Source organism: Nocardia abscessus NBRC 100374 (assembly GCF_000308455.1).
GTDB lineage: Bacteria > Actinomycetota > Actinomycetes > Mycobacteriales > Mycobacteriaceae > Nocardia > Nocardia abscessus.
Genome location: NZ_BAFP01000031.1, coordinates 14,578 through 40,117 on the forward strand (window position 1 = coordinate 14,578; position 25,540 = coordinate 40,117).

At 68.5% G+C, this 25,540-nt stretch carries 21 protein-coding genes and 1 pseudogene; 15 read left to right on the top strand and 7 right to left on the bottom strand.

Annotated features, from left to right (window positions below; all coding sequences use genetic code 11):
- Positions 1-16 precede the first annotated feature (16 nt).
- The 3 genes from ON19_RS05020 (at position 17) to truA (ending at position 2,619) form a co-directional block, all read left to right on the top strand.
- Positions 17-1,075 (top strand): DNA-directed RNA polymerase subunit alpha, encoded by a 1,059-nt coding sequence (locus tag ON19_RS05020; protein ID WP_039796155.1) that lies wholly within the window; start codon positions 17-19, stop codon positions 1,073-1,075.
- Positions 1,076-1,124: 49 nt separating this feature from the next.
- Positions 1,125-1,652 carry a 50S ribosomal protein L17 gene (rplQ, locus tag ON19_RS05025; RefSeq protein WP_043687556.1) on the top strand — a complete coding sequence of 176 codons (528 nt, stop codon included), beginning with the start codon at positions 1,125-1,127 and terminating at the stop codon, positions 1,650-1,652.
- Positions 1,653-1,749: 97 nt separating this feature from the next.
- Positions 1,750-2,619, top strand: a complete 870-nt coding sequence (truA, locus tag ON19_RS05030; protein WP_051168564.1) for a tRNA pseudouridine(38-40) synthase TruA — start codon at positions 1,750-1,752, stop codon at positions 2,617-2,619.
- A 141-nt stretch (positions 2,620-2,760) separates the two neighbouring features.
- Here truA and ON19_RS05035 read toward each other — a convergent pair.
- Positions 2,761-3,192 (bottom strand): annotated as a pseudogene (locus ON19_RS05035) (Hsp20/alpha crystallin family protein); the annotation flags it as partial.
- Positions 3,193-3,366: 174 nt separating this feature from the next.
- Here ON19_RS05035 and ON19_RS05040 point away from each other — a divergent pair.
- From ON19_RS05040 to ON19_RS05060, 5 genes are all read left to right on the top strand, one after another.
- Positions 3,367-4,200 carry an LLM class F420-dependent oxidoreductase gene (locus tag ON19_RS05040; protein WP_043687562.1) on the top strand — a complete coding sequence of 278 codons (834 nt, stop codon included), beginning with the start codon at positions 3,367-3,369 and terminating at the stop codon, positions 4,198-4,200.
- A 169-nt stretch (positions 4,201-4,369) separates the two neighbouring features.
- On the top strand, positions 4,370-5,752 hold the full coding sequence (locus ON19_RS05045; protein ID WP_043687566.1) for an MFS transporter: 1,383 nt from the start codon (positions 4,370-4,372) through the stop codon (positions 5,750-5,752).
- 46 nt (positions 5,753-5,798) lie between these two features.
- Entirely contained in the window at positions 5,799-6,458 is a 660-nt protein-coding gene (locus tag ON19_RS05050) for a response regulator transcription factor (protein ID WP_043687569.1), read from the top strand.
- A gap of 28 nt (positions 6,459-6,486) precedes the next feature.
- A complete protein-coding gene (locus ON19_RS05055; RefSeq protein ID WP_043687573.1) occupies positions 6,487-7,908 on the top strand; it encodes a sensor histidine kinase in 1,422 nt (473 codons plus the stop codon).
- Complete coding sequence (locus ON19_RS05060) at positions 7,905-8,840, top strand: TAXI family TRAP transporter solute-binding subunit (protein ID WP_043687575.1); 936 nt, start codon at positions 7,905-7,907, stop codon at positions 8,838-8,840. Before ON19_RS05055 ends, ON19_RS05060 begins: the two co-directional genes overlap by 4 nt.
- Before the next feature lie 91 nt (positions 8,841-8,931).
- Here the strand turns inward: ON19_RS05060 and ON19_RS05065 are convergent, their stop codons facing one another.
- A complete protein-coding gene (locus ON19_RS05065) occupies positions 8,932-9,279 on the bottom strand; it encodes a hypothetical protein (protein WP_157229597.1) in 348 nt (115 codons plus the stop codon).
- A gap of 228 nt (positions 9,280-9,507) precedes the next feature.
- The gene (locus ON19_RS05070) at positions 9,508-9,873 is read right to left on the bottom strand and encodes a metal-sensitive transcriptional regulator (protein ID WP_051168548.1); all 366 of its coding nucleotides are present in this window, start codon (positions 9,871-9,873) and stop codon (positions 9,508-9,510) included.
- A gap of 166 nt (positions 9,874-10,039) precedes the next feature.
- Between ON19_RS05070 and ON19_RS05075 the strand changes: the two genes are divergently transcribed.
- Both ON19_RS05075 and ON19_RS05080 read left to right on the top strand, forming a co-directional pair.
- Positions 10,040-10,849, top strand: a complete 810-nt coding sequence (locus tag ON19_RS05075) for an S-methyl-5'-thioadenosine phosphorylase (RefSeq protein WP_043687582.1) — start codon at positions 10,040-10,042, stop codon at positions 10,847-10,849.
- A gap of 5 nt (positions 10,850-10,854) precedes the next feature.
- Positions 10,855-11,850 (top strand): NAD-dependent epimerase/dehydratase family protein, encoded by a 996-nt coding sequence (locus ON19_RS05080; RefSeq protein WP_043687585.1) that lies wholly within the window; start codon positions 10,855-10,857, stop codon positions 11,848-11,850.
- Positions 11,851-11,883: 33 nt separating this feature from the next.
- Here ON19_RS05080 and ON19_RS05085 read toward each other — a convergent pair whose 3' ends face one another.
- Positions 11,884-12,726, bottom strand: a complete 843-nt coding sequence (locus tag ON19_RS05085) for an NAD(P)H-binding protein (protein WP_043687588.1) — start codon at positions 12,724-12,726, stop codon at positions 11,884-11,886.
- A 913-nt stretch (positions 12,727-13,639) separates the two neighbouring features.
- Between ON19_RS05085 and ON19_RS05090 the strand changes: the two genes are divergently transcribed.
- Positions 13,640-14,200, top strand: a complete 561-nt coding sequence (locus tag ON19_RS05090; protein ID WP_043687591.1) for an NADPH-dependent FMN reductase — start codon at positions 13,640-13,642, stop codon at positions 14,198-14,200.
- A gap of 3 nt (positions 14,201-14,203) precedes the next feature.
- On the opposite strand, the gene eccE is transcribed toward ON19_RS05090, so the two are convergent.
- Positions 14,204-15,847 carry a type VII secretion protein EccE gene (gene eccE / locus ON19_RS05095; protein WP_051168549.1) on the bottom strand — a complete coding sequence of 548 codons (1,644 nt, stop codon included), beginning with the start codon at positions 15,845-15,847 and terminating at the stop codon, positions 14,204-14,206.
- Positions 15,848-16,106: 259 nt separating this feature from the next.
- On the opposite strand from eccE, the gene ON19_RS39945 reads away from it, so the two are divergent.
- Together ON19_RS39945 and ON19_RS05100 are read left to right on the top strand one after the other, a co-directional pair.
- Positions 16,107-16,358 carry a hypothetical protein gene (locus ON19_RS39945; protein WP_083899147.1) on the top strand — a complete coding sequence of 84 codons (252 nt, stop codon included), beginning with the start codon at positions 16,107-16,109 and terminating at the stop codon, positions 16,356-16,358.
- Between the two features lie 153 nt (positions 16,359-16,511).
- On the top strand, positions 16,512-16,751 hold the full coding sequence (locus ON19_RS05100; RefSeq protein WP_043687594.1) for a hypothetical protein: 240 nt from the start codon (positions 16,512-16,514) through the stop codon (positions 16,749-16,751).
- A gap of 124 nt (positions 16,752-16,875) precedes the next feature.
- Here ON19_RS05100 and mycP read toward each other — a convergent pair whose 3' ends face one another.
- Entirely contained in the window at positions 16,876-18,276 is a 1,401-nt protein-coding gene (gene mycP / locus ON19_RS05105) for a type VII secretion-associated serine protease mycosin (protein WP_051168550.1), read from the bottom strand.
- Between the two features lie 88 nt (positions 18,277-18,364).
- Positions 18,365-19,831 (bottom strand): type VII secretion integral membrane protein EccD, encoded by a 1,467-nt coding sequence (gene eccD, locus ON19_RS05110; RefSeq protein WP_043687596.1) that lies wholly within the window; start codon positions 19,829-19,831, stop codon positions 18,365-18,367.
- A gap of 170 nt (positions 19,832-20,001) precedes the next feature.
- On the opposite strand from eccD, the gene ON19_RS05115 reads away from it, so the two are divergent.
- Both ON19_RS05115 and ON19_RS05120 read left to right on the top strand, forming a co-directional pair.
- Positions 20,002-24,036, top strand: coding sequence for a type VII secretion protein EccC (locus ON19_RS05115; protein WP_043687599.1), 4,035 nt, complete (start codon positions 20,002-20,004; stop codon positions 24,034-24,036).
- Entirely contained in the window at positions 24,036-25,478 is a 1,443-nt protein-coding gene (locus tag ON19_RS05120) for a type VII secretion-associated protein (RefSeq protein ID WP_157229598.1), read from the top strand. The genes ON19_RS05115 and ON19_RS05120 overlap by 1 nt, the downstream gene beginning before the upstream one ends.
- Positions 25,479-25,540 lie beyond the last annotated feature (62 nt).

Genomic DNA, 25,540 nt, shown 5'->3' on the forward strand with positions numbered 1-25,540 from the left:
AAGGAGGATGATCCTAATGCTGATTTCACAGCGTCCGACGCTGACCGAAGAGGTCGTCGCCGAGAACCGCTCGAAGTTCACCATCGAACCGCTCGAGCCGGGCTTCGGTTACACCCTCGGCAACTCGCTGCGGCGTACCTTGCTGTCCTCGATTCCGGGGGCTGCGGTCACGAGCATCCGCATCGACGGCGTCCTGCACGAGTTCACCACCGTTCCCGGCGTGAAGGAGGATGTCACCGACATCATCCTGAACCTCAAGGGTCTGGTCGTGTCCTCGGAGGAGGACGAGCCGGTCACGATGTACGTGCGCAAGCAGGGCCCGGGCACCGTCACCGCCGGTGACATCGTCCCGCCCAGCGGCGTCGTGGTGCACAACCCGGACATGCACATCGCGACCTTGAACGACAAGGGCAAGCTGGAGATCGAGCTCGTCGTCGAGCGCGGCCGCGGCTACGTCCCCGCCGTGCAGAACAAGGCCTCCGGTGCGGAAATCGGCCGGATCCCGGTGGATTCGATCTACTCGCCGGTGCTCAAGGTGACCTACAAAGTCGAGGCCACCCGCGTCGAGCAGCGCACCGACTTCGACCGGCTCATCCTGGACGTGGAGACCAAGAACTCCATCAGCGCGCGGGACGCGCTCGCCTCGGCGGGCAAGACCCTGGTCGAGCTCTTCGGCCTGGCCCGTGAGCTGAACGTCGAAGCCGAAGGCATCGAGATCGGCCCCTCGCCGGCCGAGGCGGATCACATCGCCTCGTTCGGTCTGCCGATCGAGGACCTGGACCTCACCGTCCGGTCCTACAACTGCCTCAAGCGCGAGGGTGTGCACACCGTGGGCGAGCTGGTCGCCCGCACCGAGTCGGATCTGCTGGACATTCGCAACTTCGGCCAGAAGTCCATCGACGAGGTCAAGGTCAAGCTGCACGCGCTCGGCCTCTCGCTGAAGGACAGCCCGGCGTCGTTCGATCCGTCCAGCGTGGTCGGCTACGACGCGAGCACCGGCACGTGGAGCGACAGCGGCACGTTCAGTGACACCGATGGCGGCGAGCAGGACTACGCCGAGACCGAACAGCTCTAGGCCGCCGGGGTAGGCGCCCCGGCCCGGCCTCATACAAGGAGACACCACAATGCCCAAGCCCAAGAAGGGTGCCCGCTTCGGTGGGTCGGCGTCGCACCAGAAGGCGATCTTCGCCAATCTGGCGACGGCGCTCTTCGAGCACGGCCGGATCACCACCACCGAGGCCAAGGCCAAGGCCGTGCGCCCCTACGCGGAGAAGCTGATCACCAAGGCGAAGGGCGGCACCCTTGCCGACCGTCGCGAGGTGCTCAGGGTCATCCGCAACAAGGACGTCGTGCACGAACTGTTCGCGCAGATCGGCCCGTCGTTCGAGGGGCGCGAGGGTGGCTACACCCGCATCACCAAGACGCTGCCGCGTAAGGGTGACAACGCGCCGATGGCGATCATCGAGCTGGTCCGGGAGAAGACCGTGACCAACGAGGCCGATCGCGCCCGTCGCGTGGCCGCGTCGAAGAAGACGGAAGAGGCTCCGGCCGCCGAGGTCGTCGAGGAGAAGGCCGAAGCGGCCGAGACCGAGACCGCCGAGGCCGAGGCTCCTGCCGCCGACGAGGCTGCCGAGGACAAGAAGGACGCCTGACGCTGAGCGTCGGAGTTCGCGTACGAGCCCGCCACCCGTACTGGGTCGGCGGGCTCGTTCGTTTCGACCAGAGGATCATGTGACCGTGGAGGAATCGGTGGGATCGAGTGCGGACCGGCCGCGCGAGGGCGAGCCCGGGACGGGCGTGTCGAGGGTCCGGCTGGACATCGCCTACGACGGCACGGATTTCCTCGGCTGGGCGCGTCAACCGGGGCTGCGCACCGTGCAGGGAGTGCTGGAGGACTCGCTGAGCAAGGTGTTCCGCGAGCCGATCCAGCTGACCGTGGCGGGTCGTACCGACGCGGGTGTCCACGCGGAGGCGCAGGTCGCGCATTTCGACACCGCCGGGGAGCTGGACGCGGGAAAACTGGTGCACCGGATGGCGCGCTTCCTGCCGAAGGACGTGCGGATCAAGGACGCGCGCCTGGCTGTGCCCGAGTTCGACGCCCGGTTCTCCGCTGTCCGCCGCCACTATGCCTATCGGCTGACCACCGCGCCGTACGGAGCGGAGCCGCTGCAAGCCCGCAGTGTGGTCGCCTGCCGATCCGGCGTCGATGTCGAGGCCATGCGCGCGGCTGCACAAAAATTGCTCGGACTGCACGATTTCGCCGCGTTCTGCCGGCGCAGAGAGGGCGCGACGACGGTGCGCGAGTTGCAGCGCTTCGACTGGGTGCGCGATGGCGATCTGCTCGTCGCCTACGTCAGCGCCGACGCGTTCTGCTGGTCGATGGTCCGCAGTCTGGTCGGCGCGGTCCTCGCCGTCGGCGAGGGGCGGCGCACTCCGGAATGGGTCGCCGACCTGTTGCGGGAGACGGAGCGCTCCAGCTCGGTCACCGTCGCTCCCGCACACGGTTTGAGCCTGATCGGCGTCGACTATCCGGCCGACGGGGAACTCGCCGCCCGCAACGCGCAGACGCGGGAGATGCGGTCGGTACCGGTTCCGGACGCCGGTTGCTGCGGCGATTGAGACTGTTCCCGGGCTACCCGCACCGGGCGCGGAGTGCGGGTAGCGACGCGGTCACTTCGAGGACTGCGGGTACTGCTGCTGCGACTGCGCGCCCTGCTGTTCCTGCTGCGTCGGTGACAACTGCTCCGACTGCCTCGATTGCGCTTCGATCGTCCTCGGTTCCTGGGACGCCCCGGAGATCCGGATGCGGCGCGGCATCGCGCGCTCCGCGATCGGGATCGTCACCGACAGCACTCCGTTGTTGTAGGTGGCGCTGATGTTCTCGACGTCGACGTTCTCGCCGAGCGACAGCTGGCGCATGAAGGTGCCGGCGAAGCGTTCCGAGGCGATCCACTGGACGCCTTCCTCGCTCGGCACGGTGCGTTGCGCCCGCAGGGTGAGCGTTCCGTTGTCGACACTGACATCGATCGAACCGGGGTCGACACCGGGCAGGTCCGCGTTCAGAACGTAGTGATCACCCGCTTTGAACAGATCCATCGGCATGAATCGGGGTGCACGAGCGGTTCCTGCGCTTTCACCGAGCAATTGCCGGGCGACGGTGTCGATGTCATGGAATGGATCGAATCTGAGCACAGCGATCACCTCCATCTCGTTAGTGGCGACGCCTGCCACGGCGGCGGGCGCCGATAGCTGTGCAATCGCCACGGTAGCCCTCTTCGATCGGAACGGCATCGACCTGACGGGGCGAAGAAGGCCGAGATCCGCCGACACGGAATAGCCGCCCGCGGACCCGTGTTGGCTCGGGACATGGCATTCGACAGTCTCGGACGGTTCGGAGTGTGGCGGGCGTACAACGGGTTCAGCCCGGAGGACGCACGGGAATTGGAGCAGCTGGGATACGGCGCGCTGTGGTTGGGGGCCTCGCCTCCGGCGGATCTGGCAGTGGTCGAACCGCTGCTGGAGGCGACCGAAACGATCACCGTGGCCACCAGCATCGTGAACATCTGGGCGGCGCCCGCGAAGGAGGCGGCCGACTCGTTCCATCGGATCGAGGCGCGCTTCCCCGGCCGGTTCCTGCTCGGCGTCGGCGCGGGACATCCCGAACACACCGGTGAGTACCGCAAGCCCTACGACGCGCTGGTCGAGTATCTCGACGACCTCGACGCCGCGGGCGTGCCCGCCGAGCGCCGCGCCGTGGCCGCGCTCGGGCCGCGCGTGCTGAAGCTGGCCGCCGAGCGGTCCCTGGGCGCGCTGCCCTACTTCGTACCCGCCGCGCACACCGCGAAGGCCCGCGAGATCGTCGGCCCGGACGCGCTGCTGGCGACCGAGCACAAGGTGGTGCTGACCGACGACGCCCCGGCGGCGCACGCCGTCGCCGACCAGACCGTCGGCTTCTACCTCGGCCTGACCAACTACGTGTCGAACCTGCGCCGGTTCGGTTTCACCGACGCCGACCTCGCCGTCCCGCCCACCGACCGGCTGTTCGACGCCGTCGTCGCGCACGGCACGCCGGAGCGGATCGCCGCCCAGTTGTCCGAGCACCTGGATGCCGGCGCGGGCCACGTCGCGGTGCAGATCCTCGGCGACAACTATCTCCCGGCGCTGCGCACCCTCGCGCCGCTGCTGACCACGCGCTCCTGACCGATTCGATGCGCGTTTCTCCGGCCCCCGGCTGCTGCCGGGGGCCGGAGCCGTTCGCGGTGATCGTCCTAAGGGACTGTTAGGAAGCGTCGAGAGCCGTTCCGCGAGCTTGTGACTGCCGACACACTGATCTGCGACGACGTGATGAGGCGTCGGAGGAGGAGATCTTGTGACTACGACACAGCCCGTGAGTGAGCGCCGGGTGGTCGCGAACGTTCTGCGCGGATCCATCGGCAATCTCGTCGAGTGGTACGACTGGTACGTCTATACGGCGTTCGGCGTGTACTTCGCACAAGTGTTCTTTCCGAAAGGCGATCCGGTGGCACAACTGCTGTCCACCGCAGCGGTTTTCTCGGTCGGCTTCCTGATGCGCCCGCTCGGGGGGTGGGTGCTCGGATGGTATGCGGATCGGTTCGGGCGGCGTGCAGCACTCACTCTGTCGGTGACAGTGATGGCGGCGGGGTCACTGCTGATCGCAGTGACTCCCGGGTATGAGACGATCGGATTGATGGCGCCGATAGTCCTGCTGCTCGCGCGGTTGCTGCAGGGGCTGTCCGTTGGCGGCGAATACGCTACAAGTGCAACCTATCTGTCCGAAGTGGCCTCCGCGGGGCGGCGCGGATTCTATTCCAGCTTCCAGTATGTGACGCTGGTAGCCGGGCAGCTCACCGCGCTCGGCGTGCAAATTATCTTGCAGCAAACGCTGACCACGGACCAGATGCACAGTTGGGGATGGCGAATTCCATTCCTGATCGGCGCGGGTGGTGCAATCGTGGTAATGGTGCTCCGGCGAGGGATGGACGAGTCGGAATCATTCCGTGCACAAGCGGCGCATGGCGAGCACAAGTCCGGTGAGGCACGCGGTTCACTACGTGTGCTGCTGCAGTATCCGCGCGAATGCCTGCTGGTAGTCGGTCTGACTCTTGGTGGGACTGTCGCTTTTTACACCTTCACGACCTACATCCAGAAGTTCATGGTCTACACCTCTGGCATCTCCAAGCCGACGGTGGCCTGGATCAACTTCCTCGCGCTGCTGGTCTTCGTGGTGCTGCAGCCGCTATCAGGTGCCCTGTCCGACCGCATCGGCCGTCGCAAGTTGCTGATCTTCTTCGGCGTCGCCGGAACTCTGCTGACGGTGCCGATCATGGGGCTGCTTGCGCATACCACCAATCCGGTCGCCGCATGGGGTCTGATGATGACAGCGTTGGTGATCATCACCGGATACACCTCGATCAATGCGATCGTGAAGGCAGAACTGTTTCCAACGAAGATTCGTGCGCTCGGCGTCGGGCTGCCATATGCGCTGACCGTCGCCATCTTCGGCGGCACTGCAGAACTGATCGCGCTGGCATTGAAAAAAGCGGACTTGGAGGCGGTGTTCTTCTTCTACGTCGCGGGCTGTATCGCGATCTCGCTGATCACCTATTGCTTCATGCGGGAAACCTCGACCTCGTCGGCAATCGACGCGGGAGAGCCGACTGCGGGCGCCAACACCAGGACAGGCGCCGCGGCGGCCGAGCCGGAACGGCCGCTGGTCACCCTGCGTGACTGACCGCCCGGCACACGCGCCGGTCCGCCCATTGTGGGAGGATCGGCGCGTGCGGCTTGCGGTGGTCGAGGACGACGACGGCGTGGGAGACGCGCTGGTCGAGGCGCTCAACGCCCGCGGTTACCGCGCCGAACGCATGCGCCGCGGCGCGGATCTGCTGATCGCGCATCGCGCTTACGACGCGGTCGTGCTCGACCTCGGACTGCCCGACGGCGACGGTCTGCACGTGCTGCGCAGACTGCGCGAGGTGAGTTCGGTTCCGGTGCTGATCCTGACCGCACGCAGCGACGAACGCTCCATCGTGCGCGGTCTGCGCGGCGGCGCCGACGACTATCTGGTGAAGCCGCCGCGGATCGCGGAGCTGGTCGCGCGGCTGGAGACGGTGACGAGGCGGGCAGCGGCCGCGGCCCAGCACGCGCCGTCGGTGGTGGTCACCGGGGACGTGCGGGTCGATCTCGGCGCCCGCGTGGTGGAGGTCGCCGGCGCGCCGGTGTCGCTGACGCAGAAGGAGTTCGAGCTGGTCGAGGCGCTGGTGGAACGGCCGGGCGCGGCGGTGAGCCGTCAGCTGCTGATGGATCGCATCTGGGGTGACGCCTTCGTCGCGGTCTCGCGTTCGCTGGACGTGCACATGGCGGGCTTGCGGGCGAAGCTGAATCGGCCCGGCCTGATCACCACCATCCGCGGGTACGGATACCGGTGGGGGCAGTGAGCGCGGCCCAGCGGGCCGGAGGTGTGTCATGCGGCGTCGCTTGCTCGTCGCGCTGACGCTGTTCGCCGCCATCGCGGTGCTGGCGTTCGCGGTGCCGCTCTCGCTGACCATCGCGACCAACCGCACCCAGCAGCTGGTGCTCGCGCGTTCGGGGGACGCCGACCGCTTCGCCACCCTCGCCGACGACGCGGTTACGGCGGGGGACAGCCGCGCCTTGGCCGACGAAGTACTGCGTTATCACGAGCTGTACGGCGAGAACGTGCTGGTGGTCGACGCGAGGGGCGCGACGGCGGTGAACGCGGGCGCGGACGTGAACGATCCCGGCATCGCCGCCGCGGTGGTGGCCGCCCGGCGCAATCAGCGCCCGCACACGGTGGACAAGCTGACGCCGTGGGGCGCGCCGACCGTGCTGGTGGCGCGGCCGGTCGGCACCGGTGTGCAGGTGAACGGCGCCGTGGTGATCGAGGCGTCGACGGCGCGCGCCCGGGGCGACATCGCGCGGGCCTGGGCGGTGATCGTGCTCGGCGGCGGCGGCGCGATGGCGCTGTTCGTGCTGTTGGCGGTGACAATCGGGCGTTGGGTACTGCGTCCGCTGGCGGCGCTGTCGCACGGTGTGGCGGAATTGACCGCGACGCTGCCGAAGCCGCGCGCCGACACCGTCGCCCCGGTATCGATCTCGGGTAGGTACGGAGGGCCGCCGGAGATGCGGGCGCTGGCGGAATCCTTCGACGCCATGGCCGCGGCCGTCGCCGATTCAGCGGATGCGCAGCGCCAGCTGGTCGCCGATACCGCGCACGCCATGCGCAACCCGCTGGCCGCCTTGACCATCCGGCTCGATTCCCTGGAACCGGCGATCCCGGCGAGCGCGGCGGGCACGTTCCGCAGCGCGAGCGCCGAGGTCGACCGCTTGACCGCGCTGCTCGACGGCCTGCTCAACCTGGCGGTGGCCGAGACGCCCGCGGCGTTCGACGTCGCGCGCACCGCCGAGGACGACGAGCAGTGCGACGCCGTGCAGGTGGTGGCCGATCGATTCGACGCCTGGTGCTCGGCGTTCGAGGCCGCGGGACAGCGATTGCGGGTAGCGCCCGCGGCCGAGCGCGCGGACGTGGCGGCGCCCGCCGACGTGCTCGCGCAGATGCTCGACGTCCCGCTGAGCAACGCGACGCGGTACGCGGGGGCGGGCGCGCACGCCGATCTGATCGTAGAGACCGAGCCGGGCTGGGTCACGGTGACCGTCCGTGATGACGGCGCGGGTGTCCGCCCCGACGAGATCGACAAGCTGACCACGCGTTTCTTCCGCGGCTCCGCGGCCGCGACCGGTGGTTCCGGGCTCGGCCTGCCGATCGCCGCGGCGCTGGCGCAGGCGCGTGGCGGCGCTCTCACCGTGGCGTCGGTGCATCCCCACGGTCTCGCGGTTTCAGTGCGATTGCCTGCGGCGGAGGCCAGATGACCGGTCGAGAATCGATCGTCCGGCGCGGCATCGGCCGACGTGGTTTCCTCGCGCTGGCCGCCGCGGCGGGCGTCGCGGGCTGCGCTCCCAACGGCCGGGGTGCGACGGTGCGGCTGGCTTCCGGCGAGGTCGGCGGCTTCTACTACGCCTTCGCCGGGTTGCTCGGCCTCGCCGCCGCGCACATCGGCGACGTGCGCATCGAGCGGGTCACCACCTCCGGTTCACAAGACAATCTGAGCTTGCTCGCACGCGGTGAGGTCGATGCCGCGCTGACGCTCGCGGATTCGCTGCGGGAGAACCCCGGCCGGGTGTCGGCGCTGGGCCGGGTCTACGAGAACTACCTGCAACTGGTCGTGCGCGCGGACAGTCCGATCGGATCGGTCGCGGATCTGCGCGGAACGCGGGTGAGCCTGGGTGCGGAAGGGTCGGGCGCGGCGCTGACCGGCGAACGGATCCTGCGCGTCGCGGGCCTTGACCCGGCCGTGGATGTCGCGGTTTCGCACCGTCCGTTGGCCGATGCGGTGGCTGCACTGTCCGCCGGTCAGGCGGATGCGCTGTTGTGGGCGGGTGGTGTGCCGACGGCGCTACTCGCGGTGCCGGGCCGGATGCGACTGTTGGACATGGGCGATCTAGCCGCCCCGATGCGGGAGCGGTTCGGACCGGTTTACGACAGCGTCGCAGTTCCCGCCGACGCTTATCCCGGCAGCGCCGCCGTACGTACGATCGGGGTGGCCAACCTATTGCTGGCCGCGACTTCCATGCCGGAGGAAATCGCAGCGTCCATCGTGGAACTACTGGTGTGGTACGCGGACGCGCTAGTGCCCACCGAGGCGGCGGGAACCCAGTTTCTCGACGGTCGATCGCTGGTCAGCACCGGTCCGATACCGCTGCACCCAGGAGCGGCTGGCGTCTATCGACGCTGGCACGGGTGACCTGTGTGCGATCAACTGTTCGGGACGCGCCAGTGCCATGTGTCCATCGGCTGCCGGACTGGCGGTCCGGCAGCCGGGCAGGTTGCAGCGCTCAGCAGCCCTTACGAATAAGGGTCAGCTTGGTAGCGTTCCCGAGCGGGTTGTCGTAGTCGAAGCTGGCGACCCATTCGTCCTTGTGGGCAGGCACGCAGTACGTCCCATCCGGCGACGCGGGACGGTGTATCTTGATCAACTCGTCCTGGTCGCTGCAGTTTTTCCACCACAGCTCAGTAGGCAGGCCGGCCTCTTCCCGAAATCCACACGGTGTAGACGTCGCCTGATAACCAGTGGCCGGCGTGGCGGCAGCCAATGACATCGGGACGATGAGTGTGCCCAGCGCAGCGCCGACGGCCACAGCGAGTTGGCGATATTTCTGCATGATGAACCCCTCTTTGCTCACGAACACAACGTGCGAGCGCAGCTTGATGATGTGGCAACTTGGCGGCTCATTAGAACGCCCCCCTGGTTACCGCTCTCGCGGCTCGGCTCGAACTACTCCATCTGGTTGTGGAAGTTGTTGAGCGCGTTCAGTATTGCAATCCGTTGGATACTGGTCAACGCTTCGATGACGTTGCTCGTCGACCGGGCGCCGCATCTATCCCGTGTGAACGAGCCGCTGGTCCGTTGGTCAAGACCGGACCAGGCGGGCGATGGCGTCGGTGGCTTCCTTGATCTTGGCTTCGGCCTCCGGGCCGCCCGCGACGGCCGCGTCCACCACGCAGTGGCTGATGTGGTCCTCCAGCAGGCCCATCGCCACCGCTTGCAGGGCTTTGGTCATGGCGGACACCTGGGTGAGGATGTCGATGCAGTACTTCTCCTCCTCGACCATCCGCTGTAGACCGCGCGCTTGACCCTCGATGCGGCGCAGCCGCTTGAGGTAGTCGTCCTTGGCGGTGATGTAGCCGTGTGTCGCGTGGTCGGCCGCCGTGTGGTCGTGGGGGGAAGCTGCCACCGATGTCTCCTCGCTGCCTGCCGGTCCGGAAATCCGGATCATACCCCCCTAGGGTACAGTGTGCGGCTCGGCTTGTCAGGTCGGGCGGAGCCGCGCCCGCCCAGCCTGCCAGGCGGATCGGCCGTTGACCAGGCCTGGCTGCCGGGTGGACGCAGGGTAACGCCGATCCCGCCGCGCGAGCGACGCGGCGGGACGAGACAATCGAGGTATGAGTTCGCACCCCCGGCCCGCGCTCGCCGTCATCGGCGGCAGCGGCTTCTACGATTTCTTCGACAACGAGGCGACCATCGTCGAGGTGGAGACCCCTTATGGCGCCCCGAGTGCGGGCGTCGCGGTCGGAGAGGTCGAGGGCAGGCCGGTGGCGTTCCTGCCGCGGCACGGCAAGAACCACGAATTCGCACCGCACACCCTGCCCTACCGGGCCAACCTGTGGGCGCTGCGCTCGCTGGGCGTGCGTCGCATCTTCGCGCCCTGCGCGGTCGGCAGCCTGCGGGCGGACTGGGGCCCGGGCACGGTCGCGGTGCCGGATCAACTGGTCGACCGGACCTCCGGCCGCCCGCAGACCTACTTCGACGGGGGCGGCATCCACGTGTCCTTCGCCGATCCGTACTGCGACGAATTGCGCGCCGCCGCCATCAAGGCCCAGTCCGACGAGCTGCACATGATGCACGCCGCCACCATGGTCGTGGTCGAGGGACCGCGCTTCTCCACCCGCGCCGAGAGCCGGTGGTTCGCCGCGCAGGGCTGGGACCTGGTGAACATGACCGGCCACCCGGAGGCGGTGCTCGCCCGCGAACTCGAAATGTGCTACGCCGCCGTGGCTCTCGTCACCGATCTGGACGCGGGGCTGGAGGAGGGCGAGGGAGTGCACGCCGTCGACGTCTTCGCCGAGTTCAAACGCAACCTCGCGCCGTTCAAGGAACTCGTCCGCCGCGCGGTGGCCGCAGTGGACGGCACCGAGACGTGTGACCGGTGCCGCGTCCACGCGGGAGTGTCGTTGCCGTTCGAACTGCCCTGAGTCCGATGCGGGTGCTGGTCACCGGCGCGGCCGGATTCCTCGGCGGGCACCTGTCCCGGGCGCTGACCGCCGCGGGGCACCGAGTGGCCGGGGCGGATCTGCTGCTCGACCAAGTGCACGGGCCGGACGCGCGAGCGCCGGAAGAGGTTGCGCGAGTCGACGTGCGCGACGCCGAAGCGCTCGCCCCGCTGCTGGACGGCGTGGACGTGGTCTGCCACTTCGCGGGCATCACCGCGGGCGCGCAGGCCGCCGACTTCGCCTCGCACAACGACCTCGGGACCGCCGTGCTGCTCGGGGCCATGGAGCGGGCCCGGGTCGGTCGCCTGGTGCTCGCCTCATCGATCGCCGTCTACGGCGAGGGCCGCTATCGCGGCGCGCACAGCGGCCCGTTCTTCCCCACCCTGCGTCGCAGAGCCGATCTCGACCGCGGCATGTTCGACCATCGCGCTCCGCGCACCGGCGAGGTGCTGACCTGGGAACCGGTCGGGGAGGACGCGCCGTTGCGTCCGCGCGGCCCTTACGCGGCGAGCAAAGTCGCGCAGGAGCACTACGCGCTCGCCTGGGGATTGGCGACCGGCGGCGCGGTCACCGCGCTGCGCATGCACAACGTCTACGGCCCCGGAGCACGCGCGGGACTGGTGGGGCGGCTGCGCGCCGAACTGGCGCAGGGACTCGCGCCGCAGGTGTTCGAAGACGGCGGGCAGGTCCGGGATTTCCTCCACGTCGGTGACGCGGTCGCGGCCACCGTCGCGGCGGTCGAGCGGGCGCTGCCCGGCTTCGTCGCAGTGAACATCGCCTCGGGGCGGCCGATCACGGTGTGGGAGGTGGCCTCGATCATGGCGCGCGCCCGCGGCGGCCCCGCGCCGGTGGTGACCGGCCGATACCGGATCGGCGACGTCCGGCATTTCGTCGCCGACCCGGAAAGGGCGAGACACGCATTGGATTTCACGGCCACCGTGGCGCCTGCGCAGGGACTGGCCGAGTTCGCGGCCGCCGACTGATTCGTCGCCGCCCGGTCGGCCGGATGCGGCCGCTCAGCTCGGCGTGGGCGCGAACTCGCCGGCGTGCGCGGTCGCCCACTGCTCGAAGGTGCGCGGCGATCGGCCGGTCACCTGCTCGACGGTCGGATAGAGCGTCGCCTCGTCCAGCGCGCCCTCGACGAAGAAGTTGAGGAACGCATCGACGTACTCCCGGGGCATGGTGGCGGCGAGTTCGGCCTCGGTCTCGTCGTCGCCGAGTTCGTGCGCCACCAGCGGCCGGTTCAGCACCGCGGCGAGCACTGCGACCTGCTCCGCCGGTCGCAACGCCTGCGGGCCGGTGAGCTCGAGCACCTGACCTTCCAGTCCGTCCCGAGTGAGCGCCGCGGCCGCGACCGCCGCGATATCGGCGGGGTCGATCGCGCCGACCCGGACACCGGGGAACTGCACGCGGACGACGTCGCCCGCGGCGAGCTGCGGCAGCCAGCGCAGCGCGTTCGACATGAACGACCGCGGCCGCAGGAACGTCCAGCTCAGCTCGGAGGCGCGCACCGCGTCCTCGGACAGCGTCATGTAGCGGGACACGGCGTTGTCCATGTCCCGCAGCGCGGCCGAACCACCGGAGAGCAGAGCGACCCGGCGCACCCCGGCCTTGTTCGCGCGATCCAACAGACCGGACAGGTCGTTGTAGCCAGGCAGCAGGAACATTCCGTCCACGCCCTCGAGTGCGTCGGCCAGCGTCTCCGGCCGGTTGAGATCACCGGTGACGGCCTCGACACCGGGGGCGAGCGCCGCCTTGGCGGGGTCGCGCACCAGCGCTCGCACCTGTTCGCCCGCTTCGCTCAGGGTCCGCACCAGTTCCGCGCCGACATTCCCGGTGGCGCCGGTTACCAGAATCATTTCTACTCCGTGTTCGATTTGCAGCGCCTTCGGCGCTGCGTGTTCGCGGCCCCCTGGTGGCTCGGGCCGCGAACGGACAATGCTCGGTCTCGCTTCGCTCGGAAGACGGGGCTGAGCCGATGCTGGTTGCGTGTGGGGGCACACGCGGCATCTAGTGCTCACCCGTCCAGTTGCGGTGTTCCTGCAGCGCCCCGTGAGTTGGGGTGTTCCTGCAGTGCCCATGACGCTGGCTCGGGGGTGTGATCGGGTTGCGGCTGCGGTGCCGCGAACGGGTAATGGTTTCTGTCGGCCATAGGGTATCCGGTGCCCTCGAGACCAGGTATTTGTCAATGTCGGGAAGTGTTGCGCCGGAGCAGTTTCGAGTGAGTCGGTGTCGGTCGGTGCGTGGATCGCAGGTGTGGATCACCATGATCACCCGGTGTTTTGAGTCGACGAGGATCGGGTGATCGGCGTCGAGGTGGCAGCCCGCCAGGGTGATGGTGGCGTGGTGGCGTCGTGGTGGCGTCGGGTGGTGTGGTGTGGTGGTGTCGTGGTGTCGTGGTGTCGTGGTGTCGTGGTGTCGTGGTGTCGTGGTGTCGTGGTGTCGTGGTGTCGTGGTGTCGTGGTGTCGTGGTGTCGTGGTGTCGTGGTGTCGTGCGGGTCGTGGTGGCGTGCGCGGTGCTCGGCGGCTCCGTCTCCTTGCGCGTTGCATCCACCGGCCGTGTGAGCGCAGCCGCGACTCAGCCGCGGGTGGGATCGCGCAGGACGTGCACGTCGGCGGGAGATCGCCCGCGCCGCGAACGTGGGGGTGGCGCTGTACGAGCCGCTGGAGCGCGTCGAGCACTTTGCGGTGCGCGGTTCAGCCGACCGGTTTCGCATGCTTCCGCGTGCGGCGGTGACCGATTGTGGATAGGTCCCGAGTTAGGCTCGCCCGGTGGATACTCCGTTGCGGCTCGAGGTCATCGTGGCCAGTGTGCGTCCGGAGCGGTTCGCGCCGGTAGTCGCGGACTGGTTCCTGCGCACTGTGCGTGGCCATCCCGAATTCGACACGGGCGTCATTGATCTGGCGCACACGCCGTTGCCGGTCGAGCTCACCGAGAACGAGGAGACCACGGCCTATCGCGCACGACTGCGGGATGCGGACGCGTTCGTCGTCGTCACCTCCGAGTACAACCACGGCTACCCGGCGTCGCTGAAGACGGCTTTCGACACCGCGAAACACGAGTGGCGCGCAAAACCCATCGCTTTCGTCTCCTATGGGGGCCTCTCCGGTGGCCTGCGGGCGGTGGAGCAGCTGCGCCAAGTCGTCGCCGAGATCCATATGGTCTCGGTCCGCGAGACGGTCAGTTTTCATCAGGCCAAGAAGCGATTCGACGACACCGGTGACACAAGCGACGGTGCCGCTATCGATGCGGCGGGCCGGATGCTGCGCCAATTGGCCTGGTGGGCCCGCACTTTGCGAGCCGCTCGGGGCGCCGATCCGTATCCCGGTTAGCCGCTAGTGGGTCGCCATGGCGCGGCGGCCGCGCGGCTGGCCGATGTAGGTGGCCTCGCTGGGGATGGACACCAGCGTCAGATCGACCTGCGCCGTGCCGGTGCGCAGCACCACGTGGTTACCGATCGCGCCCGGTTGATGGATGGCCAGGTCGGGCCGGCTGGCGGGCCAGCCCATCGGATCGCCCGTGACGTAGATGGTGGTGACGCCCGCGTGCGGGGCCGGGGCGAGCACCCCGTCCACCACCGTGGCGGTGAATCCCGCGTCGGACTGGTGGGTTTCGACCGCGATGGTCAGCCGCTCCGGATTTCCGATCGTGGTGACCAAGTTCTCCCATGCCCGCGCCCGGTCGGTGCGGATGAGGATCCGTTCGCCGACCGCGAGTGCGCGGAACACCAACTGCTGCGCCAGGTACAGCTCGCCCGCGACGTACACCGTTGAGATGCCCACGCCGACGATGCGGACCGCGACGCCATTGCCTTCGTCGTCCGATCCGATGAGCTGCCCGCAGCCGGAGGAGGGCAGGTGCAGATCGTCGACCACGTCGATCAGGTGCTCGATCATCGGGACGGTGTGGTCCACACCGGGCACCGCGATCGGCAGGTGGGCCAGCAGTCCGTCGCGATGGCGGCCGTTCATCGAGACCATGCCCGGCAGCTCGGAGCGCTCCGGCAGCTCGCGGGCGGTCAGCCGCCAGGCGGCGCCGATGTTCACCGACTCGGCCGAATTGCCGGGGCGCAGGCGCACAGCCACGGTGGTGCCCCGCGACGGTGCGACCCACAGCTGGGCGAGCAGATCGGAGTCGAGCCGCTTGGGGTCGACGGCGCTGCCGACGTTCACGCTGTTGCCGATTTCGGCGTAACGCCAACGATGTTCGAGTGCGCGCGGGTCGTAACCGCTGGTGATCTGCAGGACCGCCTTGCGGATCTCGGGCGCCGTGAGGATACGGGCGTTGCAGTCGGCGTCCTCGAGCGTGCGCATGATCCGCTGGGTGGCGATGGTGACCGCCCGCGAGGCGCCTTCCGCCCCGCCGCCGCGGCGGGCCGTGGCCTCCGGGCATGCCACCGCGTCGAAGCTGATCGCCAGCCACACCGTGCGGTGGGCGGTGGCGGGCAGCGGGCCCAGCAGCGATTCGTAGATCTTGCCCGCGGGCGTGCCGGAACGGCTGCGGTGCCCGTGGCTGATGATGTCGATGCCGCTGAGCAGGATGTCGTGCTGGTTCAGGCATTTCGCCAGCTCCGCCAGCGGAAGCAGGTGCGAGGCGTGCACCGTGGTGCGTGCGATCCTGGTCAGCCCGCCGGGCGGCGGCAGCACCTCGACCACCGTCACCACGCGGCTGCCGTCCCAGTACAGGCCGAGCGAACGTCCATCCGTGCCGCGGTAGTCGACGGTGTCGCCGATCTCGTAGTCCCGGCGGGTGAGGTAGCGCCCCCAGGTGGCGATCCAGTCCAGCATGGTGCGTTTGGCGACCGGAATCAGTGGAATCAGCGCGACGACCACCGCCACGCCGAACGCGGGCAACCCCGGCAGACCGGCGAACAGCGCGACGACTCCGACAACCAACCCGATGAGCTGCGCGGCCAGCAAGTTCTGCATCGAGATGCGCCCGAGCAACGGTCGTGGTCCCGCGCCGGCCGGTTCCGCCATCGTCGTCCCCCAAGTACCCGATATCGGCCGCTCCACTGTGGCCGAGCTGAACAACAGTCCCCGGGAACTGTACTGCGTTCGGCGGGCGTGAGCACCGTTCGGGGGAGGAATAGGCGAGTGCTCGGGCGGTCCGATCCTGGCGTGCGCGGTGTCAGCGCGGTGCGGCAAGCAGCGCTCGAACGGCCGGCGGCCCGTACAACGGGGACAGAGACAAGCAGAACCGCAACCGCCGATGAGGGCGCAATCCAGAGGAGGAGTCATGGCAGGCGACCGATACCAGATCAACCATTTTTCGCAGTCGAACCCGGCTGGTCCAGGACAGGGGGATGTTGCGGCGTTGCTTCGGACGATCGCGGCTTCGATCGAGCAGCTCGGCGACGTTTCGGTCCAGGACCTTGTCCTGCACAACGAAATCACGTCCGAGGGCGCGTGGCCTTCGATCACCGTCTACTACAGCCGCCACCAGTCTCGGGTACAAGCATCAGCAGGACGTGATGGTGGCCCATTATGACGCCGGATAGGCGCCTCGTGAAAAGGCTTGGGAGAAACGAAAATTGAAGCGGCAAGAGCACGTACCCCCGGATTGGTAGCCGTTGCCGATTCCGGTACCCTCCGAGTCGGCGAGAGGGAGTTCTCGCCACAGATATGGAGGGGATTCACCAAGATGAAGCGCACCGCATACAAATTGGCGATCGGGTTCACCGCCGCGATCGCGGCCGGCACTGTCGCCGCGTCGACTGCGGGAACCGCCGCCGCCCAACCGATGCGTACCAGCCACGGCATGACTTACAAGGAGTGCATGACAACGGGCAAGGACAGTTTCCGGCGGATGTACCACAAGGAAGCGGTCTGCGTCGGAGACGGCTACGGGTACTACAAATTGGAGCTCGCACCCGGACAGTAAGTCCGCCCGAGTTTCAAGATCAGTGGCACATGGCGGAGACCTGTTGTCGCGAAATAGCGCAGCCATGTGCCACTGATCATGCTCGGCCGGTCGTCGGCCCGCTCGCGAGCGGGCCGACGACCGGCTACGTATCGTCGCCGTGGATGCCGAATCTGCGCCGGATGGGGAACGATGCGAGCATTCCCAAGACGAGCAGTGAGGTGACGGCCCCACTTCCGATCAGCGCGACATCGCGGGCGCGATTGTTCGGCGGCGGTGTCGGCGCAGGTATCGGGAGCTGAACACTCTTGGCCGGAGACGGTCGCTTCGGCGGCAATGTACGGCCTACCTCTGCGGTCAAGGCCTGAACGGGATCGACAGCGCCGTAGCCGACGTAGGGGTTCCATCCCTCCGCGGGGGCGTGGGCGGTGGCCTGAATCCGTTTGATGACCTCCAGCGCGCTCAACTCCGGGAAACGCGCTCGCACAAGGGCCGCAACACCCGAAACCAACGGTGTGGCGAAACTGGTGCCTTGAATCGGCCCGAGCCGTCCCTGTTGATTGACGCTGCCGACTTGGACCGCGGTTCCTCTGCTGTTCGGATCGTTGAACAGTGGATCGAGGGAAGTGATGTTCTCGCCGGGCGCCGCGACGCCCAGCCATGGCCCGGGAACGGTGAACGTCGACCGCTGTCCGTTCCCGTTGACGGAACCGACAGTGAGCACGTAGTCGTCATAGCGCGCCGGCGACACGTTCAGGTCTACCTTGCTCCATGGGTCTGCTGCGGGGTCGAGAGGATCGATCACCGCGTTGGTGCCCTTGCAGCTGTCGGAGTTGTTCTCTCCGCTGTTGCCTGCCGCTACCACAACGACCACGTTCTTCTCGATCGCCGCGTACCGGACCGCCGCCCCCAGATCGGTGTCCTCGAATGGTTCGGAAGTCGGCCTGCACGCGACTTCGGACACGTTGATCACGGTGGCGCCCATGTCCGCCGCGCGTCGGATCGCCGAAGCCATCGTGCGAGTGGTGCCGTATCCCTGGGGCAATGCGTCGGGGCCCTTGTCCCGGTTCGCGCCCTCCTTCTGATACAGCCTGCTGGTCTGGCGGATGGTGAGTATCTGCGCCTCCGGAGCGACTCCCGAGAAGCCCTGACCGTCGACCTCCGTCGCCGCTATCAGCCCCGCGACCAATGTGCCGTGCGCATCGCAGTCCTCGGTTCCGTCACCACTGCTGACGTAGTCGCCACCCGCGATCAGCCCCGGCAGTCGCGGATGCCGGGCGACACCGGTGTCGATCACCGCCACGAGTTGGCCCGCGCCCCGGGAGAATCGCCAGGCGTGTTCGAGGTTGAGCGCGCGTTGCGCCTCCGGGATGGACGGCCCGTTGCCGCCGGACCCGGTGCTGACGCACGGGGTGTTCGACGCCCGCTCGGTCTTGTCCGGTGGAGCGGCCGGATCGCCCGGGGGCGGTGCCGTATCCGGGCTCACGATCGGTTTCTCCGCGTGCGCGTGCGGGGTTGCGGCGGTCGCGCCGAATCCGACGGACATGCTGAGCGCGAGAACGCACGCGGCCGCTCCCGTTCGAACCACACGGAAACGAGGGCGGTCCAAGGGTTTCTGGATCATCGATCCCAGCTCACAGGCCGCGGACGAGTGAGTAGAGATCCGCTACCCAGAAGGCCAGCGGCAGCACGGCGGCGACGAAGGTGTACTCGAGCAGTTCGACGCCGCGGCGCATCGGCGGGGTGGCCGACTGGTTCGGGATGACGATGCCGAGGATCAGCGCCGCGACCAGGGCCACCATCGCCGCGCCGAAGACGGCCAGCGGCTGGTGCATCGCGAAACCGGCGCCCACCAGCATGATCAGCACGATCGCCGCGCCGCCCGCGATGAGCACGACGGCCTGCTCCGCACCGGCGTAGGTGCGGCTGCGGAACATCAGTACCGCGGCGCAGACCAGCGCGAGCGCGATGCCCGGCCAGTACGGGTCGCCGGACGCCGGGTCGGTGGCCGCGAGCGCGCCGATGGCAGTGACCAGCGTGGTCGCCGCGACGAGACCGGCGAGGTACATGCGGGCGCGTTCCGACTTCACCCGCAGCGCCTCCATGGTCGGCAGCGCGCGGTGATCGTCCGGATCGTCCTCGGTCGGGTCGATCGGGGTGCCCGGCGAAGGGACCGGCGGCAGCGGCAGTTTCGCCAGCAGCATGGATATCCGTGGGGCGAGGGAGAGCCCGACGAGACCGAGCGCCGCCGCGCCGGCGCCGATCGCGCGCTCCGGCTGGCCGGTGAGCAGGCCGACCAGTGCCGCGGGCACCGCGTACGCGGCGAGCGTGGCCACGCCGATGAACAGCGCGAGGCCGACGCCGGTGACCCGCCATGCCAGGATCGCCGTCGCGCCCGCGAGGACCGATCCGAGCAGGACGTGCGCCCAGCCGTAATGGTCCGGCACGAAGAGCATGCCGGCGCTGAAGGCGGCGGGCAGTGCGCAGCCGCCGAGCACCAGTGCGGTGCCGGTGTCGCCGTACATCCTGCTCAGCACCATCGCCGCGACCACGAGCAGGATCGCGACCACCAGCGCGATCGAACCGCCCACCGCGATCGGCAGTGAGCCGGGGGACAGCAGCAGGCCGAGGCAGCCGACGATCATGGTGACCGCCGCGAGCACCGAGCCGGTGATCCGCGCGACTCGCGGGGTCCAGCTGCGGTAATGGTCGGTGTCGGCGATCGCGACGTTGTACATGATGTCGTCGAACAGCGGCGTCGGCGCGGTATGCGAAGCGCTTTCCAGCATCAGCAGTTCGCCGTCGCGGACTCCGTGCTCGCCGAGGCTGAGCGAGTTGGAGAACGGCGGATGGCCGATCCGCGCGAGCACCCATTCCGCGGGCTCGTAGCGCTCGCCCTCGTTGTCGAAGTCGTTGCTGCGGCTGTGCTGGGCGACCATGTCGACCACGCTCGGAATGACCAGCGCGACCGGCACGTCGACCGGTATGGCCATGTCGACCTGGGTGTGCTTGGCCAGAATCGTCACCCGGGCGAGGTCGGGCGCGCGGACGATCCCGCGCGAGGATTCTTCGTCGATGTGGTCAAGTCGCGCGTGCGTCAAGCTTCCCCCAACTCGGTCTTCTACCTCGTGATTCCGCAGCCTCGCGGGCCGAGTGCGAGCTTGCGAACCCAGGGTCCGGGCAGCAGAATGCTGGTCGAACTGTACGACATGTCGGCTGTCACCTCTACACTGAGGCCGGATCACAGCTGGCCGAAGGGGGATTCTCGTCGATGAGCACTGTCCGCTTCCAGCGCCGTGCGCGCCGCGAGATGCCTCGAACGCCCGGTGGCGAGGTGACGCTCCAGCCCCCGCCCGAAATCCCCAGGGTCACACCGGGAAACCTGGTGATGAAGCTGATGCCGGTCGTGATGGTGATCGGCATGGTCGGCATGATGGCCCTGCTGTTCACTCAGGGCGGCGGCATCGCCTCCAATCCGATGAGCATGATGTTCCCGCTGATGATGCTGTTCTCGATGGTCGGCATGTTCGCCGGTCAGGGTGGCGGCAAGGGGCAGAAGGCCGCCGAGGCGAACGAGGACCGCAAGGACTACCTGCGTTATCTCGACCAGGTTCGCAAGGACGTCAACGAGACCGCGGGCCAGCAGCGCGCTTCCGTCGAGTGGAGCCATCCGGAGCCCGGCCTGGTCTGGATGCTCGCGGGTACCAGCCGCATGTGGGAGCGCCGCGCGGGGGACAAGGACTTCTGCCACGCCCGCATCGGTCTCGGTGGCCAGCGCCTGGCCACCAGGCTGGTCGCCCCGGAGACCGGCCCGGTCGAGGAGCTCGAGCCGATCGCCGCCGTCTCGCTGCGCCGCTTCGTGCGCGCGCACTCGACCGTGCCCGACCTGCCGACCGCCATCGCGGTCAAAGGCTTCGCCACCATCGCGCTGGACGGTGACCGCGCCCAGGCACGGGACATGACCCGCGCGATGCTGGTGCAGCTGTGCATGTTCCAGGCGCCGGACCAGGTACTCGTCGCGGTGGTCTGCGGCCCGGACACCGCTGCGGAATGGGAGTGGACCAAGTGGCTCCCGCACACTCAGCACCCCGACGCGCAGGACGGCATCGGCACCGAGCGCATGTTCTACGGCTCGATCCGGGAGGCCATGACGGGGCTGCACCCGTTGCTCGGCAACCGGGTCCGCTACTCGCGCAACCAGCCCGCCAACGCGAACATGGTGCACATCGTCTTCGTGGTCGACGGCGGCCTGCTCGAGGCCGAGGACGATCAGCTGCGCGAATCCGGGTACGAGGGTGTCACCATCATCGATCTGTGCGGCTACGCGCCGCGCCTGGCGGTGTCCCGCGGTATCAAGATGATCGTCGAGAACGGCGAGTGCGTCGGCCGCGGCGCCACCGGCAATCAGGAGCGCTTCGCGCTCATCGACCGGATCAGCCCCGAGCAGGCGCAGCAGGTGGCGCGCAGGCTCGCACCGTACCGTGCGGCCACACAGCGCAGCAGTGACGTGGAAACCGATGACTCCGAGGTGATCTCGACCTGGGCGCAGCTGATGGGCCTGGGTGACATCGGCGCCTTCAACCCGGAGCACGCCTGGCGGCCGCGTTACGGACGGGAGCGCCTGCGCGTCCCGTTCGGTGTCGGCGCCGACGGCCTTCCGGTGGAACTGGACATCAAGGAGGCCGCCGAGAACGGCATGGGCCCGCACGGTCTCTGCATCGGCGCCACCGGTTCCGGTAAGTCGGAGTTCCTGCGCACGCTGGTGCTCAGCCTGCTGGCCACGCACTCGCCCGACCAGCTGAACCTGGTGCTGGTCGACTTCAAGGGCGGCGCGACCTTCCTCGGACTGGACGGAGTGCCGCATGTCGCCGCCGTCATCACGAACCTGGAGGAGGAGGCCGACCTCGTCGACCGCATGAAGGACGCGCTGGCCGGCGAGATGAACCGCCGTCAGGAAGTGCTGCGGGCCGCGGGCAACTTCGCCAACGTCTCGGAATACGAGAAGGCCAGGGCCGCGGGCGCCGACCTCGATCCGCTGCCCGCGCTGTTCGTGGTGCTGGACGAGTTCTCCGAACTGCTCACCCAGCATCCGGATTTCGCGGAGCTGTTCGTCATGATCGGCCGGCTCGGCCGCTCGCTGCACGTGCATCTGCTGCTCGCCTCGCAGCGCCTCGAGGAAGGCAAGCTCAAGGGCCTGGAGAGCCACCTGTCCTATCGGATCGGCCTGAAGACGTTCTCCGCCAACGAATCGCGACAGGTACTCGGTGTGCCGGACGCCTACAACCTGCCGAACAACCCAGGTGGCGGCTACCTGAAGGCGGACTCCGGCGAGATCCAGCGCTTCCAGGCTTCCTATGTCTCCGGCCCGTACGTGGGCGGGGGCTCGCAGCGCGACATGATCGTGGCCACGCAGTCCGGCGAGATCGACGTCAAGGCACGGCCTTTCACCGCGACGCACGTGGACTTCCGCGCCGCGGATCGCGTTCCGCTGCCACCGGAACCGAGCCTGGAACAGGAACACCAGGACGAGGAGGGCGAGCAGCTGTCCAACGTGACCATGCTGGTTTCCCGGATCCGCGGCCACGGCCGCCCGGCGCACGAGATCTGGTTGCCGCCGCTGGACGAGGCGCCCACGCTCGACCAGCTTCTCCCGCGCTCCATCCTCACCGGCGAGTACTCCGCGGTGTCCACGTTGCGTGCCCCGATCGGCATCGTCGACCGGCCCTACGACCAGCGTCGCGACCCGATGGTCGTCGACCTGTCCGGCGCCCGCGGCAACGTCGCCATCGTCGGCGGCCCGCAGTCCGGCAAGTCGACCGCACTGCGCACCCTGATCATGGCGATGTCGTTGACGCACACCGCCGAACAGGTGCAGTTCTACTGCCTCGACTTCGGTGGCGGCACCCTGGCCAGCCTCCAGGGCTTGCCGCACGTCGGCTCGGTGGCCAGCCGGTTGGACGAGGACCAGGTCCGCCGCACCATCGCCGAGATGACCACCATCGTGCGTCAGCGCGAGGCGCGCTTCCGCCAGCTGGGCATCGAATCGATGGCGGACTTCCGCAGGCTGCGCGCGATGGACCCGGCCGCGAGCCCGGGCGCCGCCGGTGCGCATGAGGACCCGTTCGGCGACGTGTTCCTGGTGATCGACGGTTTCAGCTCGATCCGCCAGGACTTCGAGATGCTCGAGCAGACCATCATGAATCTCGCGGTACAGGGCCTGTCCTACGGCGTGCACGTGGTCATCGCGCTGAATCGCTGGGCGGAGGCGCGGCCGGCGCTCAAGGATCAGATCGGCACCAGGATCGAGCTGCGGCTGGGCGATCCGATGGACTCCGATCTGGGTCGCAAGTTCGCCTCGCTGGTTCCGCAGGGGCGGCCGGGCCGCGGTATGACGCCCGAGTGCCTGCACATGCTGACCGGTCTGCCCCGCATCGACGGCAGCGCCGACCCCACCGACCTCACCCGGGCCGTGGCGGACGCGGTCGCCACCATCGCCAGGTTGACGCCGGGCCGGCATGCCCCGCAGGTCCGCATGCTGCCCGAGCAGCTTTCCCGCGAGCAACTGCTGTACCTGGCGGGCGACTGGCCGTCGCAGGTCGACCCGAACACGAAGTGCCTGCGCATCCCGTTCGGCATCAACGAGTCCGAACTGGCGCCGGTGCACATCGACTTCGCGGAGAGCCCGCACTTCATCATCATCGGCGACACCGAATCGGGAAAGACGACGCTGCTGCGTTCGCTGATCGAGGGCATCGCCGCGTCCAATACCCCCGACCAAGCTCGCTTCATCCTCGGTGACTACCGGCGCGGCATGCTCGGCCTGGTCCCGGAGGGATACCTGGCCGGTTACGGCTCGACGGCGCCGCAGTTCACCCAGAACATGAACGACCTGGCCGCCTATGTCAGCAAGCGCACTCCGGGGCCCGACGTCACTCCGCAGCAGTTGCGGGATCGCTCGTGGTGGAGCGGGCCGGAACTGTACGTCATTGTCGACGATTACGACCTGGTCGCCTCGTCCGCGGGCAACCCGGTCCAGGCGCTGCTCGAACACCTGCCCCACGCTCGCGATCTCGGCTTCCACGTGATCATCGCCCGGCGTTCCGGCGGCGCGAGCAGGGCGATGTTCGAGGCCACACTGGCCAGGATGCGGGATCTGGGCTCCGCGGGCCTGATTCTGAGCTGCAGCAAGGACGAGGGTGTCCTGATGGGCACGAAGCGTCCGAGCCCGATGCCCCCCGGCCGGGGCACCTACGTGACCCGGAACACCGAGGGCCTGGTGCAGACGGCTTGGATGCCGTCGCTCTGATGTCCGAGGTCGAGCTCGTCGTCACCGAAGCGCGGATCTGGGCGCGGGGCGCCGACACACACTGGGACGTGCCGCCCTCGGTCGTGCTGGGCAGCAACGGCTTCGATCTCGTGGTGGGGCAGCCGCTGAATCCGCGGACGCAGGTCGGCTCGATAGTCCAGTTCGTGCCCGCCGACGCCATTGCCTTGCCGCCCCGCACGCCCTCGGTGGTGGACGCGATGGCGGCCGTGTTCGCGAATGTGCTGGAGAATCTGCGCATTCCGGCTCCCTGCGCCCGGATGACTTTGATCTGCCCCACCGAATGGGGCGCCGACCGGCGCGATGTGCTGGAACACGCGGCGCGCCGCTGCACGCCCAAGGTCGTGTTCGAGCAGATCGCGGTGCGCTCGGTTGCGTCGGACGAAGGTACCAGCCACAGCCGGCGCACGCTGGTGCTGGAGTTCGGCACGCTGACCACCACCGCGTCCGCCGTCATCCGGGGCCATCGCGGCGTGCATGTCGAATCCTGCGAACTCGAGCCCACCCTCGCGCTCGACGACGTCACCGCGGAATCTCCGGGGTTCGCGAGCTTGCGCGCGCTCGTGGCTCGGCTGCTCGACGGCGGCCCGATCGACCTCGCCCAAGTGGTCGGCCTCGCCGACACCGCGAAAATCGACCTTCTCCGGTCCGCGATCGAGCAGGCCGCGGGCGCTGCCGTCGAGCTGCGTCCGGTCGCCGGTGTAGATCTCGTCCGTGGCCGTCGGCTGGAACCGGGCGATTCACCAGAACTGTCGGCCGCGCCCGCATCCACCGAATGGATGCAACCGCTCCGAGAACGCGCCGCCGCACAACGGCAGCCGCGCTATCGCACAGCCGGTTTCGCGATCGCCGCGATCGTGGCCGTGGTTGCCGTCGCCCTGGCGGTGGTCGGCGCGGTCGTCTTGTCCGGTCGTGCAGACGACGGAGCTACCGCGGCGCCGGCCACGGAAGCGGCGACCAGCGCCACGCCGCCGCCGGTCGGCACCTCGACCGGCGCGGCACCTGAAGCGTTCGGCCGCATCCGATTTCAGGTTCCGCCGGGCTGGCGAGTTGCTCCGTCGCCGGAAGGTGGACGTGCCCGTGTCGACTTGGTGCCCGAAGCCGGTGCCCGGCAGCGGATCACGATGATGCAGACGCCTCTGGCGGCGGGTTCCGGTTATGCACAGGTCGCCGCGAAGCTGGAGGCCCAGATCGCGCAGCGCCCGCCAGGGGTGCTGACCGACCTGAAACGCGATGTCGTATTCGGGGGCCGTTCCGGCCTGGCCTACTCGGAACGCCCCGGCGACGGATCAACCGTCCGGTGGCATGTGCTGTTGGAGTCCGGGATTCAGGTCAGCATCGGTTGTCAGTACGCGGGAGACGGCTGGGGCCAGTTGGAAACGCCGTGCTCGAATTTCGGAGACTCGGTCCGCGTCGTCCCGTGACCTGCCGTGCGGGGGTGTCGCAGGTAATGGAAAGCATTCGAGCGTAAAGCGATTCGAGCCCC

Coding starts and splice junctions, on each gene's coding strand:
- ON19_RS05020 (WP_039796155.1), top strand. CDS start 17: ATGCTGATTTCACAGCGTCCGACGCTGACCGAAGAGGTCGTCGCCGAG.
- rplQ (WP_043687556.1), top strand. CDS start 1,125: ATGCCCAAGCCCAAGAAGGGTGCCCGCTTCGGTGGGTCGGCGTCGCAC.
- ON19_RS05040 (WP_043687562.1), top strand. CDS start 3,367: ATGGCATTCGACAGTCTCGGACGGTTCGGAGTGTGGCGGGCGTACAAC.
- ON19_RS05055 (WP_043687573.1), top strand. CDS start 6,487: ATGCGGCGTCGCTTGCTCGTCGCGCTGACGCTGTTCGCCGCCATCGCG.
- ON19_RS05060 (WP_043687575.1), top strand. CDS start 7,905: ATGACCGGTCGAGAATCGATCGTCCGGCGCGGCATCGGCCGACGTGGT.
- ON19_RS05070 (WP_051168548.1), bottom strand. CDS start 9,873: ATGATCCGGATTTCCGGACCGGCAGGCAGCGAGGAGACATCGGTGGCA.
- ON19_RS05075 (WP_043687582.1), top strand. CDS start 10,040: ATGAGTTCGCACCCCCGGCCCGCGCTCGCCGTCATCGGCGGCAGCGGC.
- ON19_RS05080 (WP_043687585.1), top strand. CDS start 10,855: ATGCGGGTGCTGGTCACCGGCGCGGCCGGATTCCTCGGCGGGCACCTG.
- ON19_RS05085 (WP_043687588.1), bottom strand. CDS start 12,726: ATGATTCTGGTAACCGGCGCCACCGGGAATGTCGGCGCGGAACTGGTG.
- eccE (WP_051168549.1), bottom strand. CDS start 15,847: ATGGCGGAACCGGCCGGCGCGGGACCACGACCGTTGCTCGGGCGCATC.
- ON19_RS39945 (WP_083899147.1), top strand. CDS start 16,107: ATGGCAGGCGACCGATACCAGATCAACCATTTTTCGCAGTCGAACCCG.
- ON19_RS05100 (WP_043687594.1), top strand. CDS start 16,512: ATGAAGCGCACCGCATACAAATTGGCGATCGGGTTCACCGCCGCGATC.
- mycP (WP_051168550.1), bottom strand. CDS start 18,276: ATGTCCGTCGGATTCGGCGCGACCGCCGCAACCCCGCACGCGCACGCG.
- ON19_RS05115 (WP_043687599.1), top strand. CDS start 20,002: ATGAGCACTGTCCGCTTCCAGCGCCGTGCGCGCCGCGAGATGCCTCGA.
- ON19_RS05120 (WP_157229598.1), top strand. CDS start 24,036: ATGTCCGAGGTCGAGCTCGTCGTCACCGAAGCGCGGATCTGGGCGCGG.